The 18,668-nt window shown below is 56.5% G+C and carries 18 protein-coding genes; 2 read left to right on the top strand and 16 right to left on the bottom strand.

Features of this window, described 5'->3' with window-relative positions; all coding sequences use genetic code 11:
• Positions 1 to 4: 4 nt before the first annotated feature.
• The 8 genes from bamB to ndk form a co-directional block, all read right to left on the bottom strand.
• Entirely contained in the window at positions 5 to 1,159 is a 1,155-nt protein-coding gene (bamB, locus tag ACO0LO_RS00925) for an outer membrane protein assembly factor BamB (protein WP_422962310.1), read from the bottom strand.
• 12 nt (positions 1,160 to 1,171) lie between these two features.
• A complete protein-coding gene (locus tag ACO0LO_RS00930) occupies positions 1,172 to 1,828 on the bottom strand; it encodes a YfgM family protein (protein ID WP_422962311.1) in 657 nt (218 codons plus the stop codon).
• Between the two features lie 12 nt (positions 1,829 to 1,840).
• Positions 1,841 to 3,202: a histidine--tRNA ligase gene (gene hisS / locus ACO0LO_RS00935; RefSeq protein ID WP_422962312.1), complete on the bottom strand. Its 1,362-nt coding sequence runs from the start codon at positions 3,200 to 3,202 to the stop codon at positions 1,841 to 1,843.
• 110 nt (positions 3,203 to 3,312) lie between these two features.
• On the bottom strand, positions 3,313 to 4,596 hold the full coding sequence (ispG, locus tag ACO0LO_RS00940; RefSeq protein ID WP_422962313.1) for a flavodoxin-dependent (E)-4-hydroxy-3-methylbut-2-enyl-diphosphate synthase: 1,284 nt from the start codon (positions 4,594 to 4,596) through the stop codon (positions 3,313 to 3,315).
• Between the two features lie 4 nt (positions 4,597 to 4,600).
• A complete protein-coding gene (locus tag ACO0LO_RS00945) occupies positions 4,601 to 5,779 on the bottom strand; it encodes a helix-turn-helix domain-containing protein (protein ID WP_422962314.1) in 1,179 nt (392 codons plus the stop codon).
• Positions 5,772 to 6,578, bottom strand: coding sequence for a type IV pilus biogenesis/stability protein PilW (gene pilW / locus ACO0LO_RS00950; RefSeq protein ID WP_422962315.1), 807 nt, complete (start codon positions 6,576 to 6,578; stop codon positions 5,772 to 5,774). Before pilW ends, ACO0LO_RS00945 begins: the two co-directional genes overlap by 8 nt.
• A complete protein-coding gene (gene rlmN, locus ACO0LO_RS00955) occupies positions 6,575 to 7,732 on the bottom strand; it encodes a 23S rRNA (adenine(2503)-C(2))-methyltransferase RlmN (protein ID WP_422962316.1) in 1,158 nt (385 codons plus the stop codon). The genes pilW and rlmN overlap by 4 nt, the downstream gene beginning before the upstream one ends.
• Before the next feature lie 84 nt (positions 7,733 to 7,816).
• Positions 7,817 to 8,242 (bottom strand): nucleoside-diphosphate kinase, encoded by a 426-nt coding sequence (gene ndk / locus ACO0LO_RS00960; protein WP_422962317.1) that lies wholly within the window; start codon positions 8,240 to 8,242, stop codon positions 7,817 to 7,819.
• A 265-nt stretch (positions 8,243 to 8,507) separates the two neighbouring features.
• On the opposite strand from ndk, the gene ACO0LO_RS00965 reads away from it, so the two are divergent.
• A complete protein-coding gene (locus ACO0LO_RS00965; protein ID WP_422962318.1) occupies positions 8,508 to 9,200 on the top strand; it encodes a Bax inhibitor-1/YccA family protein in 693 nt (230 codons plus the stop codon).
• Between the two features lie 90 nt (positions 9,201 to 9,290).
• Here ACO0LO_RS00965 and rlmD read toward each other — a convergent pair whose 3' ends face one another.
• From rlmD to surE, 5 genes are all read right to left on the bottom strand, one after another.
• On the bottom strand, positions 9,291 to 10,625 hold the full coding sequence (gene rlmD / locus ACO0LO_RS00970; protein WP_422962319.1) for a 23S rRNA (uracil(1939)-C(5))-methyltransferase RlmD: 1,335 nt from the start codon (positions 10,623 to 10,625) through the stop codon (positions 9,291 to 9,293).
• Positions 10,626 to 10,823: 198 nt separating this feature from the next.
• The gene (rpoS, locus tag ACO0LO_RS00975) at positions 10,824 to 11,864 is read right to left on the bottom strand and encodes an RNA polymerase sigma factor RpoS (RefSeq protein ID WP_422962320.1); all 1,041 of its coding nucleotides are present in this window, start codon (positions 11,862 to 11,864) and stop codon (positions 10,824 to 10,826) included.
• Between the two features lie 13 nt (positions 11,865 to 11,877).
• A complete protein-coding gene (locus ACO0LO_RS00980) occupies positions 11,878 to 12,837 on the bottom strand; it encodes a peptidoglycan DD-metalloendopeptidase family protein (RefSeq protein ID WP_422962321.1) in 960 nt (319 codons plus the stop codon).
• Positions 12,838 to 12,951: 114 nt separating this feature from the next.
• Positions 12,952 to 13,881 carry a protein-L-isoaspartate(D-aspartate) O-methyltransferase gene (locus ACO0LO_RS00985; protein ID WP_422962322.1) on the bottom strand — a complete coding sequence of 310 codons (930 nt, stop codon included), beginning with the start codon at positions 13,879 to 13,881 and terminating at the stop codon, positions 12,952 to 12,954.
• Positions 13,878 to 14,615: a 5'/3'-nucleotidase SurE gene (surE, locus tag ACO0LO_RS00990; protein WP_422962323.1), complete on the bottom strand. Its 738-nt coding sequence runs from the start codon at positions 14,613 to 14,615 to the stop codon at positions 13,878 to 13,880. The genes ACO0LO_RS00985 and surE overlap by 4 nt, the downstream gene beginning before the upstream one ends.
• A gap of 110 nt (positions 14,616 to 14,725) precedes the next feature.
• Between surE and ACO0LO_RS00995 the strand changes: the two genes are divergently transcribed.
• Entirely contained in the window at positions 14,726 to 15,706 is a 981-nt protein-coding gene (locus ACO0LO_RS00995; protein WP_422962324.1) for an NADPH:quinone oxidoreductase family protein, read from the top strand.
• Positions 15,707 to 15,758: 52 nt separating this feature from the next.
• Here ACO0LO_RS00995 and ACO0LO_RS01000 read toward each other — a convergent pair whose 3' ends face one another.
• The 3 genes from ACO0LO_RS01000 to ACO0LO_RS01010 all read right to left on the bottom strand — a co-directional run bounded on the left by ACO0LO_RS01000 (position 15,759) and on the right by ACO0LO_RS01010 (position 18,603).
• Entirely contained in the window at positions 15,759 to 16,994 is a 1,236-nt protein-coding gene (locus ACO0LO_RS01000; protein WP_422962325.1) for an HD-GYP domain-containing protein, read from the bottom strand.
• Positions 16,995 to 17,225: 231 nt separating this feature from the next.
• Complete coding sequence (locus ACO0LO_RS01005) at positions 17,226 to 18,023, bottom strand: uracil-DNA glycosylase (protein ID WP_422962326.1); 798 nt, start codon at positions 18,021 to 18,023, stop codon at positions 17,226 to 17,228.
• Between the two features lie 16 nt (positions 18,024 to 18,039).
• Positions 18,040 to 18,603, bottom strand: coding sequence for a type II secretion system protein N (locus tag ACO0LO_RS01010; RefSeq protein WP_422962327.1), 564 nt, complete (start codon positions 18,601 to 18,603; stop codon positions 18,040 to 18,042).
• Between the last annotated feature and the right edge of the window lie 65 nt (positions 18,604 to 18,668).

Consider the following 18,668-nt stretch of genomic DNA (forward strand, 5'->3'; position numbering starts at 1 on the left):
TCAATTACTCGGCTGCCAACGCAACCACTGCCCCTGATTTGGTTTGGACAATCAAATCAGAGCCAGCCACCAGAGGCGCTGAAACTATCTGACTGCCATCGGTACTGATACGACCGATGAAAGAACCATCTTCCCTGGAGAGAAAATGGACATAGCCGAAAGAATCGCCGACGGCGACCGAACGGCCGAAAGAAATCGGCGCCGACAGGCGGCGATGCGCCAGCTTGTCGTTTTTCCACTCGCTGGCGCCCGCGCCGCGGGAGAACGCAGAAACAGCACCCTGGTCATCCGCCGCAAAGACAAAGCGCTCATCGACGCTGATGCCGACTTCGCTGGAAAAATTCTTGGTCCAGCGCACTACGCCTGAAACCAAGTCAAAACAGCCGACGCGGCCCTGATAGGATACGGCACATACTTCGCGGCCGGCCACGAAAGGCGTGCCGGACACATCGGCAACACGCTCTAGCTCGGTTGCCCCTTTGGGATCGCCAACGGCGGTTTCCCAGCGCAGGCCGCCGTTATTTGTTGACATTGCCGCCATGCGGCCGCCGGGCAAGGCAACGACGACCAGCTGGTCTGCAATAGCGATGCCGGGCACGGTACGCAGCGTCAACGCTGGCAAGGGACGGTCCACCATCCATTTACGGGCGCCTGACTCTGCATCATACGCAGAAATCTTGTTGTCCACGCTACGCACAATGACCAACCCCTGCCCTACGGCGGGAGTGGATAGCACTTCACTGGAAGCCTGCACTTTCCAACGCTGCTTGCCATCCTTGTCAAACGCCATCACAAAGCCTTTTTGACCCACCACCGCAATTGTGTCAGCGTTGGCGCCGACACCGGCGGTCAGGGGCATGCCGGCATTGATACGCCATACCGAACGTCCGCTGCCTGTTTCCAGCTTGACCAGGGTGCCGTCCGCACCGGCGGCATAAATAAAGTCGCCTCCCTGCGCGGGAGCAAACACATAGATATCTGCACTGCCTACAGAAGCGGACCATGCCTGCTTGACGGCCATGGTCTGCTTGAACTCATGCAGCTCTGCAGGGGGGTGCTTGTTTTCCTTGCTGGAAAACGGATTGTATTTGGAAATGGTGGAACATCCTGCCATCGCCAGCAATGCTGCAATACCAACGATCTTGGTAGAAAAACGCATGTATAACCCCTTTTATTTGCTTGCCACTTTGGCTGCAGCCGTACCGCCTATGGCTTCCAGCTTCAACTGTATCAACTGGCGTCCCGGATTTTTCTCATTGGTCTTTTCCAGTGCAGTCTGATACGCAGTGCGTGCTTCGGTCATTTTATTCTGAGCCGTGTAGATATCGCCTTTACGGTCTGCTACTTCGCCCGCGAATTCTGCTGGAAAATCGCCGGCCAGCAGTTTCAGGCCTTCGTCATAGGCTTTTTCATCCAGCGCAATGCCGGCCAGGCGTATACCGGCCAGCGCCTTGTATTCATCCGATCCGCTTTGGTCGACGACCCATTGCAACCGTGCCTTGGCGGCCTTCAGGTCGTTCGCATCGAACGCGCTTTTTGCCGCAGACAGCGCCGCCATGGGCGCATAGGCTGTCTTGCCGAATTTATCGATCAGGTCGCCGGCCGCGCGCTGCACCTTGGCATTGTCCTTGGCTTGCGCGGCTTTTTGCAACTCCTCATACAACTGGGAAGCCTGCAGTGCCTGCCCGCTCTGGTAATTATTCCAGTAGGTCCAGCCGGCAAATGCCGTCAGGCAGATGATCAGTAGCCAGGTAACCAGATTGCCGTATTGCTTCCACCATGCTTTAAGCGTGTCTAACTGCTCTTGTTCTTCGAGATCGTATGCCATGTTGTTATAAGTCTAGTGATGAATATGAATATGATTTGGATCGTCGCAGCAATCCGCCGCATCCGCCGCGCCGGTAATCTGGTCCACCAGGTAGTCGACCGCGGTATCGAAAGGCACGCTGACCTGGTTGTTTTCCATGTCTTCGGAGCGTAGGGCCTTTACCGTCACGGTATTGGCCGCCGCTTCATCTTCGCCGATGATGACTGCATAGGCAGCGCCGCTGCCGTCCGCACGCTTCATCTGCGACTTGAAGCTGCCGACAGATGCCGCAGTGGCGCAATGTAACACAACATCCAGCCCTGCATCGCGTAAACGCTCTCCCAGAACAAAAGATTGCATCTGCGCTTCATCGCCCTGGTGCACCAGATAAACGTCGCATTGGCTGGGCGCATGGGTTTCGCCCGCCGCCTTCATCAGTTCCAGCAGACGCTCCACGCCCATCGCAAAACCGCAGGCTGGAGTAGGCTTACCGCCGAAGATGGTGATCAACGGGTCATACCGGCCGCCGCCGCAGACAGTGCCTTGCGAACCCAGTTCGTCGGTTACCCATTCAAACACGGTGCGGTTGTAGTAATCCATGCCGCGCACCAGCCGTGGATTGATCGTGTACGGTATCGCGTTATGCCGCAGTATCTTTTGCACGCCTTCGAAGTGAGCCTTGGACTCTTCGTCCAGGTAATCCAGCAATTTAGGCGCGCCGTTGACCATCTCTTGCATGGTCGGGTTTTTAGTGTCCAGGATGCGCAGAGGATTAGAATGCAGGCGCCTTTGCGCTTCCGCATCCAGCACATCCTTGTGCTGTTCAAAATAGGCGATCAAATCTGCGCGGTGCAGGTTGCGCTCCGCCGCGTTGCCGATGGAATTCAGCTCCAGCCGGATATTCTGCAAGCCGAGGTCATCCCACAGGCGCTGGCACATCATGATCAGCTCGGCATCAATGTCCGGGCCGCTGAAGCCAACCGCCTCCGCGCCAACCTGATGAAACTGGCGGTAACGACCGCGCTGCGGTTTCTCATGGCGGAACATCGGGCCGTTGTACCAAAGGCGTTTTGGGCCGTCGTAGATCAGGTTGTGCTCTAGCGCGGCGCGCACCACACCAGCGGTGTTTTCAGGGCGCAGCGTCAGCTTGTCGCCGTTCATCGTGTCTTCGAAGGAATACATTTCCTTTTCGACGATATCGGTCACTTCGCCCAGGCCACGCGCAAACAACGCCGTGGGCTCGACAATAGGCGTCCTGATCTGCTGAAAGCCATAGCTCTTCAATACCGACTGCACGGTATTTTCAAACAGCTCCCACAAAGGCGCGTCAGCGGGAAGGATGTCATTCATCCCTTTGACGCCGACGATTTTTTCAATTTTCTTATTTTCCGACATTCTTGAATACCCGATTCTGATATTGCAGCAGGCAATGCTGCATTTTGTTCATGCTGCTTTAGTGTGTTCCGGTTTGCTGAAACTGGATGTATGGTTGCACTGCCTGCGCACTAAGCAACTGCGTTTGCAGTTTCTTGTGCCGGCGTGTAATGGCTTTTGACATAGTCGAGCACGATGGCATGAAATTCTTCTGCGATGTTGTCACCGCGCAGCGTCATTGCCTTGGCGCCGTCGATAAAAACCGGTGCTGCAGGCGATTCGCCGGTTCCCGGCAAGCTGATGCCGATATTGGCATGCTTGGATTCCCCGGGGCCATTCACTATACAGCCCATCACCGCCACATTCATGTTTTCCACACCGGGATACTGTTTCTTCCACAGCGGCATCTGATCGCGCAGGAAAGTCTGGATATCATCCGCCAGCTGCTGGAACACGGTGGATGTGGTGCGGCCACAGCCTGGGCAGGCAATCACCATCGGCGTGAATTTTCGCAGGCCCATGGTCTGCAAAATTTCCTGGCCTACGATCACTTCCTTGCAGCGATCGCCGCCCGGCTCAGGCGTCAGCGAAATACGTATCGTGTCGCCTACGCCTTCCTGCAGCAATACCGACAGCGCCGCAGTGGAGGCTACAATACCCTTGCTGCCCATGCCGGCTTCGGTCAGACCCAGGTGCAGCGGATAGTCGCAACGCTTGGACAGCTCGCGGTAAACCGCAATCAGGTCTTGCACGCCGGACACCTTGCAGGACAAAATGATCTTGTCGCCGGCCAGGCCCAGTTCTTCAGCCCTGACCGCATTTTCTATTGCCGACGTAATCAGCGCTTCATACATCACAGACTGGGCACTCCACGGCGCCGCGCGTTGCGCATTTTCATCCATGATGCGTGCAAGCAGTGCCTGGTCCAGACTACCCCAGTTAACGCCTATGCGTACCGGCTTGTCGTACAGGCAGGCCATCTCTATCATCTGTGCAAACTGCGTATCGCGCTTGGCACCCTGCCCGACGTTGCCCGGATTGATGCGGTATTTGGACAAGGCACGGGCACAATCAGGGAAATCTTTCAGCAGCGTATGGCCGTTGTAATGGAAATCGCCGACCAGCGGCACATCGATTTCCATGCGGTCCAACTGCTCACGGATAGCAGGGACTGCAGCGGCGGCTTCGGCGTTGTTGACCGTGATGCGAACCAGTTCCGAGCCGGCGCGCGCCAGCTCCTTGATCTGGATAGCGGTGCCGATCGCATCTGCGGTATCGGTATTGGTCATCGACTGCACTACCACTGGTGCACTACCGCCGATGATCACTTCACGCTTACCATAGATGATCTTTGCGCTGCGGCTCGTGCGGCGCGCAATAGGGCCGGAAGTTATTGCAAATGGAGAAGACGTCATACTCTTACTTCACATTCAGGTTAACGACGTTACTATCCTTGCTGCCCTGGATATCCATCGACGCGCCGCGCAACTGGCCATCCACGCCGCTGGCATTGCCCAGCCTGAGTTGCAAAGGCTCCTTCACATCGAAAGTCTCTTCGGTGCCGGCCTTGGCCAGGTGGGATGTCACGACAGTACCGTTGGCGCGCTTAAGCTGTATCCATGAATCCTGGCGGAATTTCAATTTCATCGCATTGGCGGGATCTGCAGCAACAGCAGCAGGCACATTAGCGGCCACGGGTGCGGCGGCCAGCTGGCCGGCCGGTACAGGGGCCGCTGCCGGCCTGGCCAGCGCATTGGCGGCAGATGCCGGCGCAGCCGCTACCGGAGTGGGCACAGCGGCATTCGATACAGCAACAGGCGCTACAGGCTCAGGGGCTTTTTTTTCAGGGTCAGGCTTGGCCGCCGCACTGTCGGCATCGGCAATTTTACTGCCTGCCTCCTGCCCGGTAGCAATGGGCAGAGCAACGCTGGACTGCTGCTCATCGCCGGTCGCCGGTACGGCCGGCTGTACGACGGCGTTTTCAGCAGACTCGCTAGTAACACTGGAACTGGCGCTAGCTGCAGACGGGGTAGCCGCAGGCAGCCAGTCCTTCAGGAAGCCGGTATGCTCAAACTTCTGGAAGGCAAAAAAAGCGATCGCCGCAACAGCTAAAAAACCCGCACCCCAGATGTACTTATTGTTGTTCGCATCCGGCCGGCCCAGCAGCGGCAGGCGGGACTCCATGAAAGGCGTGGCCATGGCCGGCTTTAACGCGCTGACCTGGGCGCCGGCCGGTGTTGCATCCTGTGGCAGCAAGGCGATAATCGGCTCAGCTTCTATTCTCAACAACTTGGCGTAAGAACGTACAAAACCACGCACGATGACTGCTTTCGGCAAGGCATCGAACTGGTTCGCTTCCATCGCCGCGATCTGACGGGGCGACAGCTTCAACTGGTCGGCGACCTGCTGTACCGACATGTTTCTCTGATGACGGGCCGCGGCCAGCTGCCCGCCGGCGGAAAGGTCCGCAACGGCGACCGGCGTCACAACGGTCATTTCAACTACGTCGGCTACGGACGCTTCTTCTGCCGCCGGGTCCAGTTCAGGCTCCGAGGTATTCAATTGTTCCGGTAACAAATTCGGACCTACCTCACTCATTAAAAGCTCCTCGCTGCAATAAGTCGTATTCTTTGGAATTGGGGTAACGGCGCCTTAGCTGGGTTCCCAGGCTGCTGACGGAAAGCTGGTCGCCGCGTTTGTTTTCTATTTTGATGGCAAGCCACAGTGTTTCCGGCGTCAGCTGTTCCGCCTTGACCATGCGCTCGATATAGAAATGCGCTTTTTCATAGTCGCCGCGCTCAAACAGCATCTTGGACAAATTGATGTTTACCGATGGGTTGGACGGATCAGCACGGAAGGCCTGCATGAAATAGCGCTCGGCCGCCGCATCGTCTTTCATTTTTATGCTGCAGATGCCGGCGGTATTCAGCGTCTTGCCGACACCGGTATATTTGGGGTCTTTGAGCACTTGCTCAAAATAAGCCATTGCCTGCTTCTCGCGGCCGTTCTGGCATAGAAACCAGCCATAGTTCTGCGCCACGTCGGAATTATTCGGCGCCAGCTTCAATGCATACAGGAAGTTGTCTTCGGCCAGATTCTTTTCACCCATGTCCATGAAGATCAGGCCGCGCACGTTATACGCATCGACCAGATCAGGTGACGATATCAGCGCCTGCTTGATCTCTTCCAGCGCCACCTTCTGCTGGCCCTGCTGGTAGTAGTCGATGGCGAGCTGCATCCGTATCGACGCGCGCTTCTGCTTGTCCATATTCTCAGTGCCGGACAGGCCGTCATTCTTCGGGCCCTCCAGCGTGGATTTGGTTGCACATGCGGATAAGACCAGCGCACAGCAAACTGCGCCGAATACAAAACGGTAGTGCATTCCAAAAATTTTCACTGAGTGATCTCCACGATTTTGCCAAAATTTTCGCCAAACTTCTTTTTGTACTCCGCCATCTTCTGCATGCGCTCCTGCACGCGCGTCCGGTCCTGCACCTCGCCGGCCAGCTGGCCGCAGGCCGCATCGATATCATCGCCACGGGTCTTGCGTATGGTGGTCACCAGACCGGCATCCATCAGCACCTGCGCAAAAGCCTTGATCCTGGGGTTGTGCGAACGCTTCAGGCCGGACTCCGGGAAAGGATTGAACGGGATCAGGTTGAACTTGCATGGGACGTCCTTGACAAGCGCCACCAGCTCGCGCGCGTGCTGGTCGCTATCGTTGACGCCATCCAGCATGCAGTATTCAAACGTAATGAAATCGCGCGGCGCGTAGTCCAGGTAACGCCTGCACGCATCCAGCAATTCCCGCAGCGGATATTTTTTATTCAGCGGAATCAGCCCATCGCGCAAGGTATCATTGGATGCATGCAGCGACACAGCCAGCGCTACCGGGCATTCCTTGGACAGCTTGTCTATCATCGGCACCACGCCGCTGGTGGACAGCGTCACGCGGCGGCGCGACAAGCCATAGGCATTGTCATCCAGCATCAGGCGCAAGGCAGTCACGGTCGGCTCAAAATTCAGCAGCGGCTCGCCCATGCCCATCATCACCACGTTGGTGATCTGGCGTTCGCCCTTGGGGCCGGGCGCAATACCCTTGGTCCTGCGCAGTTCAAATTCGGCCATCCACAACTGGCCGATGATTTCACCGACAGTCAGGTTGCGGTTGAAGCCCTGCTTGCCGGTAGAACAAAAACGGCAGTTGACCGCACAGCCCGCCTGCGTGGAAATGCACAGGGTGCCGCGGTTTTCTTCCGGGATAAATACTGTTTCAACAGCGTTGCCCTGCCCTACATCCAGCAGCCACTTGCGTGTCCCATCCGTCGAGGTATGGTCGCTGATGATGGCGGGAGAGGTAATATGGGCACGCGTCGCCAACTTCTCGCGCAAGGATTTGGCAAGGTCGGTCATTGTTTCAAAATCGCCGGCGCCGAACTGGTGTATCCAGCGCTGCAATTGTTTTGCGCGAAACGGCTTCTCACCCAACTCGCCGCAATAAGCGACGAGTTGCGCGGGATCCAGGTCCAACAGATTGGTGAGTGCCGTCATTTGCTTCTTCTTTCTAGTCCCGCCTCGCCATGATAGGCAGGCAGGACGACGTACATTAATTACTGATATTGATTAACGCAATGATTAACGTGAGTAAACGTTCAAAGCCGGGAAGAAATAAGCGATTTCAACAGCCGCTGTTTCTGCCGCATCGGAACCGTGCACTGCATTCGCATCGATGGAGTCTGCAAAATCAGCGCGGATAGTGCCTGCTTCTGCCTTCTTAGGATCGGTTGCGCCCATCAGGTCGCGGTGCTTCAGGATGGCGTTTTCGCCTTCCAGCGCCTGAATGATGACAGGGCCGGAGATCATGAAGTCAACCAGGTCCTTGAAGAAAGGACGTGCAGCGTGTACTGCGTAGAAGCCTTCTGCTTCAGCGCGGGACAAATGGATCATGCGAGCGGCAACGATCTTCAAGCCTGCATTTTCAAAACGGCTGTAAATTTGACCAATGACGTTTTTTGCAACTGCATCAGGCTTAATAATAGACAATGTGCGTTCGATAGCCATCTAAAAACTCCAATAAAATGAAAGGGTTAAGACAAAAACTCAAGAATTCATCTAACCTTAGATTTTACCACGAAACATGCCTTTCTAGGGAGCCCGTCGATTATCATAATTACCAGCAGGCATTCTTTTGCAATTTAGCACTAAATGCCCGCCGCGGGAAATACTGATTACGTGGTAACCTTCCAAATACACATGGCAAAACACTCATCCATAAGATCAATATTGATGCCATGCACACAGGATAGATCGCCTTAAGGAGAATGCAATGAACCAACCCGTCCAACAATCCTATGAATTTGGCGCCAATCCGGCATTAGTGCGCCATCGCGTACTGCGCAACACCTACTGGCTACTCGCTTTGTCGATGATTCCAACCGTCTTTGGTGCATGGCTGGGAGTACAACTGCAGTTTGCTTTTTTCCCTAACAACCCTGGCATTGCCATGTTTGCAATCCTGGCGATCGCATTCGGCTTTATCTTCGCCATAGAAAAAACCAAGCAATCTGCACTTGGCGTCGCCATTTTGCTGGGCTTTACTTTTTTCATGGGCCTGCTGCTGTCGCGCCTGATCAGCCGCACGCTGGGCTATTCCAATGGATCGTCTCTTGTCATGCTGGCGTTCGGCGGCACCGCGACCATCTTCGGCGTCATGGCGACCATTGCAACAGTATCCAAGCGCGACTTTTCAGGCATGGGCAAATGGCTGTTTGCCGGCCTGCTGGTCATGATCGTAGCGGGAGTTGCAAATATCTTCCTGCAATTACCCGCCTTGCAATTGACGATGTCCGTAATTGCAATCTTCATTTTTTCCGCCTACATCCTGTATGACGTCCAGAACGTGATCAATGGCGGCGAAACCAATTACATCAGTGCGACACTGAATATTTATCTGGATCTCTACAATATTTTCGTCAACCTGCTGTCCCTGCTCGGCATCTTCGGCGGCAACCGCGATTAACGATCGATATCAAGCACCAAGCAAAAGAGCCGGCATGATGATGCCGGCTCTTTTTTAATCCATGAGCGATTAAACCTTATTTGCGACCGGTTATGCCAGGTCAAACACCGCCATCGACTCCACGTGCGAGGTATGCGGGAACATATTGACCACACCGGCATGCGTCAGTCGATACCCCCCTTCATTCACCAGCATGCCGGCGTCGCGCGCCAGCGTGGAGGGACTGCATGACACATAGACGATCCTCTTCGGCCTGAGCTGCGGCGCGAACTTGCCGAGATCGATCAGCGCCTGGCAGACGGCCATCGCGCCGTCGCGCGGCGGATCGATCAGGAAGCGGTCGAACTTGCCCAGGGCGACAAAATCTTCCGCCGTAACTTCAAACAGATTGCGGGTGCCAAATGAGGTTTTGGCGTCCAGTCCGTTGGCTTTTGCATTACCCAGCGCACGCTCCGTCAGCGCGGTGCTACCCTCTATACCAACCACTTCTTTCGCCATGGTGGCGATCGGCAACGTGAAATTGCCCAGGCCGCAGAACAGGTCAGCGATGCGCTCATCCTTGCGAGCGTCCAGCAAACGCAGTGCGCGCGCCACCAGCACGCGGTTGATATGGTGATTGACCTGGGTAAAATCTGTCGGCTTGAAAGGCATTTTCACGCCAAATTCCGGCAAGGTGTAATGCAGGTCGGGAGTCGTCGGATAAAACACCTCGGCCGTATCCGGACCGCCGGTCTGCAGCCACCATTGCACCTGATACTGGTCCGCAAAAGACCTCAACAGCGACTCGTCATCAGCGCTGAGCGGCGCCATGATGCGCAACACCAGCGCAGTGACACCCTCGCCGACTGCCAGTTCGATCTGCGGCACCTGCTCGACGATAGACAGCGAAGCGATCAGACCGCGCAAAGGCATCAGCATCTGCGATACGTTTGGCGGCAGGATCTCACAGCTTTCCATATTGGCCACGTAACGCGATTTCTTTTCATGGAAACCGACCAGCACCGTGCCTTTCTTACGCACATTACGCACCGACAGGCGCGCGCGATAACGGTAGCCCCAGGTAGGCCCATAGATGGGGCGCATCATGATTTCTGCCTTCACCTTGCCGATGTGCCACAGATTATCCTCAAGCACCCGCTGCTTCATCGCCACCTGCGCATTCGGCTCCAGATGCTGCATTGAACATCCGCCGCACGTGCCGAAGAATTCGCATTTAGGCTGCACCCTCTGGGACGACTCTTTCAGCAAGGCAGTCATCGTCGCGGCCTCCCAGCTGGCTTTCTTTTTGAAGGTCTGAAAGCCCACTGTTTCACCCGGCAGAGCGCCTTCGACAAAAACAACCTTGCCCTGGCTGCCGTCTTCATTCAGCAAATGGCCCACGCCGCGCGCGTCCATGTCAAAAGAGCGGATATTGATAGTATTCATGATTGCCTGCAGCACCCCTCATGGGAGTTAGGCGCTGTTTTATATTATTTGTAAGAAAGCCTGCAACAGGAATTGCAAGAAAACCGGAATTATAAGGGAATCTGCGTGGAGAACCCACCGTGATGAGATGCGGCAAGACGTATCTGCCGGCAAACCGGCAAAATGCAGGCAGCATCCATGGGGAGCTACCGGTGCATTTTACAAAAGCGCATCCCTGCCCACGCCGCGTGAAGCAAAGGAACGTTTCAGCTTCACCAGCGCTTCCTGCTGTATCTGGCGCACCCTTTCCCGGGTGATGCCCATTTCGTCCGCCAGTGTTTCCAGCGTGGCAGGATCGTCATTATCCAGGCCGAAACGGCGCACGATCACAATCCTTTGCTTGTCCGGCAGCTTGGACAGCCAGTCGCGCACCAGTATCGTCATTTCATGATGCTCGGCCTTGATGTCCGGCCCGTCGTCGCTATCACCGGGCAGCATGTCCATCAGGCTGGATTGCGGATCATTGTCCAGCGGCGTATCCAGTGAAGTGGCATGCTCGGATAAGGCCAGGATGTCCTGCACCTCGTCAATCGGCCTGTCCACCAGGTGCGCGATATCTTCCAGCGCCGCATCCCGGCCGTCCCTCTGCTGCGACTCCAGATGGTACTTCGCCCGCAATATCTGGTTCAGCTCGCGCACCATATGCACCGGCAGGCGTATCGTGCGCGCCTGGTTCATGATGGCGCGCTCTATGCTCTGGCGTATCCACCAGGTAGCGTAGGTGGAAAAGCGGAAGCCGCGCTCGGGCTCAAACTTGTCTATTGCATGCATCAGCCCCAGGTTGCCCTCTTCTATCATGTCCAGCAGCGCCACGCCGCGGTTGATATAGTGCTTGGCGATAGAGACCACCAGCCGCAGGTTGTGCTCTATCATTTTCTGGCGGGCTTCAAAATTGCCCTGCTTGGCCAGTGTCGCGTAATGCAGCTCCTCGGCAGAACCGAACAGCGGTCGGGTACCGATCTGGTTCAGGTAGTGCTGCGTCGTGTCGGTTGACAATTCCGCAGCCAGCACCGTCTTCAATTCATCAATCGGCGCAACAATCAGCGCGGCGGGATTGTCGCCCATCTCCTCCTTGGCATCATCGCCGCCGTCGGAAAAATCGGACAGCTCGGCCTGCTCCTCTGGCGCCGCATCGGCAACCTGGTCCAGGTCATCGTCCATTTCCGAATTCTGACTTTGATAATTGGTAGGATTGGGCATGTTTTATCTAAAATTAGCGACCCGGTAAAAACTTGGCAGGATCAACAGGTTTGCCTTGCTGGCGAATTTCAAAGTGCAACTTGACTGCATCGCTATCGGAGTTGCCCATCTCTGCTATTTTTTGTCCCTTGCTGATCGAATCGCCTTCCTTCACGAGGATGGACTTGTTGTGCGCGTATGCCGACAGCAGATTGCTTGAATGTTTGATAATTACAAGATTACCATATCCGCGTATGCCGCTACCGGCATACATGACTTTTCCCGAACCGGCCGCCAACACCGCTTGTCCCAGCTTACCTGAAATATCCAGGCCTTTGTTCTTTGCTTCGTCAAAAGTCGCAATAACTTTACCATCCGAGGGCCACATCCAGTCCACCGCATCGGCATCCGATGCCGGCGCCTCCGCAGGCTTGACGACGGGGGGAGCTATCGGCGGCGTATCCGGCTTCGGAATATTGGCTACAGCGACGCTGGCGGGAGCACCGGCAGCAGCGGCGCTGTCTGCCTTTTGCAATTCGGCGAGGTTGGTGTCGGAATATGGCTTCTTGTCGCCGCGCGGGCCGGTTTTATTATTCGCCGAAGGCACAGGCGTTGCCGGCACCGGCGTCAGTGGGCGCACTTCCACGCCGCTACCGACCGTCACGCTACCGGTCTGCGCCGCGCCATCCGGTGGAGCAACGCGCAGCACCTGGTCCACTTTAATGTCGTTGGGATTTTTCAGGTTATTCCAGGTCACAATGTCGCTGTAGCTCTGGCCATGGTCCAGCGCGATCCGGTACAGCGTATCCCCCTTTTTAACGACGTAGGTACCGCGCGTATCTGCCGGCTTGGCTGGTTTCACCGCATCCGCCTTTGGCGTTTCCACCGGAATGCTTTCCGTGCCGCGCTCTACCACCGGTGCCTTGCCTGTGGTCTGGCAACCTGCCAGCAAAGCCATCATCAAACCCACACCGATAAACTGTATTTTCTTCATTCTCATTGCTAGTCACTTCATATTATTGGATGAAACGGGCCGCTCGCCTGGGAGCGCTAGCCCTTCATCGGGACTTTCTTTATCCATCTAGAGGACTGTCTTTGCTACAGCCAACTAGATCACGCCTTTGTGCAAGGGAACAAAATGGCATTGCTCCATGACGGTGCTGCTCCATTCGTTTTTTGCCACGCGCTGTACCAGTTGCAAAACCTGGTTTCTGCCGCCAACCGGCGCAATCAGCCTGCCCCCTATGCTGAGCTGGTCGAGCAAGGCTTGCGGCACTTCCATTCCTGCCGCAGCCAATATGATACCGTCAAAAGGGGCAACTTGAGGCATTCCCAGCATGCCGTCACCATAATGCAGCCGAATATTGGCAATGCGCATCGGTCTTAAATTGGTTTTTGCCAATTCATGCAGCGCCTTGATGCGTTCTATCGAATAGACATCCTTGGCTACCAGCGACAGTACCGCCGCCTGATAGCCGCAGCCCGTGCCTATTTCCAGCACACGGTTCAACGTGCCGCCGTTACGCATGATTTCTATCATGCGCGCAACGATATATGGCTGGGAGATGGTCTGATGATGTCCTATGGGCAAAGAGGCGTCGATATATGCCTGGCTGACCAGCCCTGACTCAATGAACAGGTGCCGCGGCACCGCTTCCATCGCGGCAAGCACCAGGCTGTCCTTGACACCCTGCTGCGCCACGCGCGCGACCATTGCCCGGCGCACAGCGTCCGATACCAGCGGCCGGGACCCTGCGCTCACTTGCTGCGGCAGGGGCTTTGATTGCGGCGAATGTTGAGAATGTTGCAGGCCGCGGATGTCCGCAGCTGCTCGTGCGGCTGCGGGCGTGCCTGTGCTCCCGTAGGCGCCGGCTATGCCTGCCGTCAGCGGCTTAGGCGCCAAGCCCCTGGACGCATTCTGGTTTTGCATCGCCGTCTGCGGCATCGCGGTCTTTGGCGAATGCGACGCCCCTATGCCGCGCCCCTTGTCCACGATGGATGACAGAGGCAAAGGAAAACGCTTGTCTTTACCGCTCATGCCAGGTCTGCTCCCAGCTGGTCCATCTGCCGGGTATCGGTCAGGTCTATCTGCAAAGGAGTCACGGATACGTAGCCTTGTGCTGCAATGAAAAAATCGGTGCCCTCGCCTGCATCCCTGGCTTTGCCGGGGGGGCCTATCCAGAAGATGTCGCGGCCATGCGGATCCTTCGCCCTGATCGCGCCTTCCGCCATGTGGCGGCGGCCCAGCCTGGCAGTACGCACTCCCTTGATTTGCTCATACGGCAAGTTGGGAATATTGACGTTCAGCAGGAAAGGCCGCGCCAGCGAATCGAACTTGCGCTCCACCATTTCGCGCGCTACGCGGGCCGCTGCATCGAGGTTTGTCCAGCCTTTATCCAGCTGAGAAAAAGCGATCGACGGTACCCCGAACAGATAGCCCTCGGTGGCAGCCGCCACCGTGCCGGAATACAGCGTATCGTCGCCCATGTTCTGCCCCTGGTTGATGCCGGAGACGACTAGGTCGGGTTTGTCCTGCATGATCGCCGTCAGTGCGATATGCACACAGTCTGAAGGCGTACCATTGACAAAATAATAGCCGTTGGCCGCGCGAAAAACCGACAGCGGCCGGTCCAGCGTAAGGGCATTGGACGTACCGGAGCGGTTGCTGTCCGGCGCAACTATGGTAATGTCGGCGATGGGCGCCAGTGCGTCGGCCAAAGCCGCGATACCGGGCGCGAGATAACCATCGTCATTGCTGATCAGGATTTTCATACAGGCATTTTACCTGATGCCTCATTACAATTTTATACAGCAATTATTTTTTTAAGGCATAATCGTTAAAAACAAACGACCGTACTATTTTTAAGCGAGGAGACAAGCGTATGAAAGCAATAGTTTGCAAGGCCTGGGGATTGCCCGACACACTGGTAGTGGAAGAGTTGCCCGACGTAGTGCCCGGCCCCGGCCAGGTGGCAATCGACGTCAAGGCAGCGGGCGTTAATTTCCCGGATGTGCTGATCATCCAGAACAAATACCAGTTCAAGCCCGAGTTACCGTTTACACCTGGCAGCGAACTGTCCGGCATCGTGCGCGCAATCGGTGAAGGCGTCTCCAACGTCAAAGTAGGCGACAAGGTCATTGCCTTCATCGGCCACGGCGCGTTCGCACAGCAGGTGGCGGCGCCAGCCAACGCGGTAATGCCCATGCCGCCGGGAATGGATTTCGATACTGCCGCAGCGATCACCCTCACCTATGGCACATCGCACCACGCAGTCGTGGACCGCGCGCAATTGAAGGCCGGCGAAACCATGCTCGTGCTCGGAGCGGCCGGCGGCGTTGGACTGGCGGCGATAGAGATTGGCAAGGCATTGGGCGCGCGCGTGATCGCAGCGGCATCTTCCGATGAAAAACTGGCCATCTGCAAAGACCACGGCGCCGACATCCTGATCAACTACAGCACAGCTGATTTGCGTGAAGCCATCAAGGCCGCAACCGATGGCAAAGGCCCGGACGTTATTTACGACCCGGTCGGCGGCATTTATGCTGAACCTGCATTCCGCTCGATAGGCTGGCGCGGGCGTTACCTGGTTGTCGGTTTTGCCAATGGTGAAATCCCGAAACTGCCGCTGAACCTGACGCTGCTGAAAGGCGCGTCGCTGGTTGGCGTATTCTGGGGCGACTATGCAAGGCGGGAACCAAAAGCCAACCAGGCTGCAATGCGCGAACTGATGGGCTGGCTGGCGGAAGGGAAGATACGGCCGCATATCTCCGGCCGCTACGCACTGGCGGATACCGCGATTGCGCTGAACGACATCGCGGCGCGCAAGGTCACAGGTAAAGTAGTGATACAACCGGAAAAATAAGTAAAGAAGAGCCATCGCCTGCAAGTTGCAGCGATGGCTTTTTTTCGACGTGTCAGTGCACCAGTTCGGCAGCTTCACCCAGCCAGAAACGCTGGATATCCGTCAATCCCCACTTCGCGGCATCTTCGCGCGCAGCAATCTTGTCCTGCACCCCGGGGCCTGCCAGATCCAGCAGTTCAGGCACGATATACGTCATCGATTTGCTTGAGAAAAACACCCTGACCTTGGGCTGCAGCAAGGACTTTCCTACCTGCTGCTCCACCACTACGCCCAGCCGGCCCGACTCCAGGCGCACCAGCGTGCCGCACGGATAGATGCCTATGCTCTTGACGAAGGCCTGGAATACCCGTTCGTCGAAATGCTTGTTCTTGCTCCATTCTGCCATCTTGCGTAGTGAATCCGCCGGGCACCAGCCTTGTTTATAAGGGCGGTCGGAGGTAATCGCATCGTACACATCGCAGACGGCGCCCATGCGCGCCACCAGGCTGATTTCCTCGCCCTTGAGGCCGTGGGGATAGCCGGTGCCGTCCATTTTTTCATGGTGGTGCAGGCAGACATCCATTGCCGCTTCGCTGACGCCTATCCCACCCTGCAGCATCTTGTAGCCGGCTTCCGGGTGGGCTTTAACGGACCTGAACTCTGCATCCGTCAGCTTGCCCGGCTTGCTCAGGATAGTGACGGGAACGGCCATCTTGCCGATGTCGTGCAGCAGCCCGGCCACGCCGGCATCGCGGGTCTCCTGCGGGCTCAGGCGCAGCTGCTTGGCCAGCGCCACCATCAGCGCGCACACGGCAACCGAATGCATGTAGGTATAGTCGTCCTTGCTTTTCAGGCGCGCCAGCCCGATCAGTGCATCCTGGTTGCGGATCACCGACGCGGTGATTTCCTCCACCAGCGGCATGGCCTCCTCCGCATCAACAGCCTTGCCCATCCTCGCTTCGTTGAACATGGAAAAAACGGCTTCACGCGATTTATTGACAATCTGCGCCGCGCGCCCCAACTCCTCATGCAAGGAAACGGCAGCCCGCTTGCTCACTTCCGTAACTGGAATTTTTTCTTCGACAGAGGGACTCGCAGCTAAAACGGCATCAAGCGCCACGGGTATATCCTGGCCTTTTCCCGTATCGATCCATGCATGCCGGATACCCGTCTTCCAGACGGTGGCAAGCGTCGCTTTGTCTTCCAGCATGAAGGATTTCTGCCAGAACGGGGTATTGATCCAGGAGCTGTCCAGTTCATGGACATACATCCCCACCCGCAACTCCTTAACATCAATTTTTTTTAACATGTTGAGCCGATCTGTCATGTTTTGAACTGATGCATACCGCCGCAATACTTTATATTTATAATGAACTACGCGCAGTTTGTTTCCATGCGCCAATTATTATACAAATTTCTGCCAACCGATAGCAAAATCATGTCAACTTATGTTAAAAGCCATAGTTTGCACCATGCCGGTGCAAACTATGGCTTTTTGAAAAGGGAGAATGAAAGGGGGCTGGGAAGCTGCCGCCAACGCTCAGATGTGCTTCAGCAGATGCATGGGGCCGAAAAACGCCTGCATGTCCCGATTGGCGATGAAGGAGAGATTGTAGGGATGTTCTGCAAGCACATGCGGGAAGGAGTGGCTGGCTTCAACCTGTTTCAGCTGCTCGGCGATTTTGCCCCACAGCACGAGTTGCGGCAACGTTTTTGCGGCGCCGTGATGGGCCAGCAACGCGCCAAGTATCTCCCGCAAAAACGGCATCCACGCTTTGGCATCCTTGGCGGGGGGAACATCCGCGCGAAACACCAGCGACGCATTCAGCAGCAGAAAGCCATGGCCCTCCAGGTTGGCCTGTAGCGCAGGCAAGGTCTGTATGAAGCCCGACCCCGGCTGGCGCGCCAGCGCGGCAATTTCCGCCAGCGCCGGACCGGTCGTATTTTCCACCGTCAGCCTGCCGTCTGCGACCAGCAGCATTTTCATGAAATTACGCAGGGACGTCGCGCGGTTGACTTTCTTGGAAAGCCCTCCTTGCGGCTCTTGCGACCATAATTCCTTTACCGCGCCATCCATGAAGCAGTAGCCGGTGGCGCTGTCTTCCCGCGGATAAGGCCCCTCGCCGATCAGCACATGCCTCACCTTCGCCAGAGGCAGCGCAAACGCGGCAAACAGGCGACCATGAGTGGGCAGGAACTCGCCGTCAATGAGGCCGGCCAAATAAGCAGGATTGGCCGCCTGTACTGCGGCCAGGCCCGCCTGCACCGCCGGTAGCCAGGAGGCATCGACCAGTTCCAGAGCCCGCTGGATGGAAGGGGAAAACTCGTTGTTTTTCATGCCGGCATCTCGCTGATTATTGCAAAGGTGCACCAGGCATTGCTGCCGGCAGCGATGCCGGCGGCACCACTTGCATTGCAGGAGGCTGCCCCATGCGGGGAGCCGATTGCATGGGCACGGCCTGTTGCGGAGGAGGTGCAACGAATTGCGCACCCGGCACCGGGGAGATCATTGCCGTACCCGGCTTGGGCTGCGGCAGATCAACGCGCTTGTTGACGCCGGAATCCGACAGGATGATATAGCCATCGTGTACCTCGGTCACCTTCACTCCCGGCGACAGTTCCCGATTGACAGCGACCGCCAGCGTCGCCTGGCCGTTGACGCCGATAATGGCGACGCTTTCTTCAGCGCGTTTTGCGACGACGACACCCTTCAACTGGTAATTGCTGGCAGCCTGTGCCACTTGCGATGAACCGAACAGGCTGCCCCACTGGCCCGGTGCGGGGTCATAGACAGCTGCACCCTGGGGAATGGCCAAAGGCCGCACCTGTGGCCTGAACATCCGCAGCCCCCAATAGCTGAGTGAAATGCACAGTACGATAAACACGGCAAAACTGGCGTACAAAGGCAGGCGCTTCATTTCATTCCTTGCATATATTTTTTTATAGTCAGTGTCGGCATCGGATGTTTACAGGGCTGCCCAAG

Origin of the sequence: Undibacterium sp. TJN25, from assembly GCF_049339885.1 — a bacterium.
Taxonomy (GTDB): domain Bacteria; phylum Pseudomonadota; class Gammaproteobacteria; order Burkholderiales; family Burkholderiaceae_D; genus Undibacterium.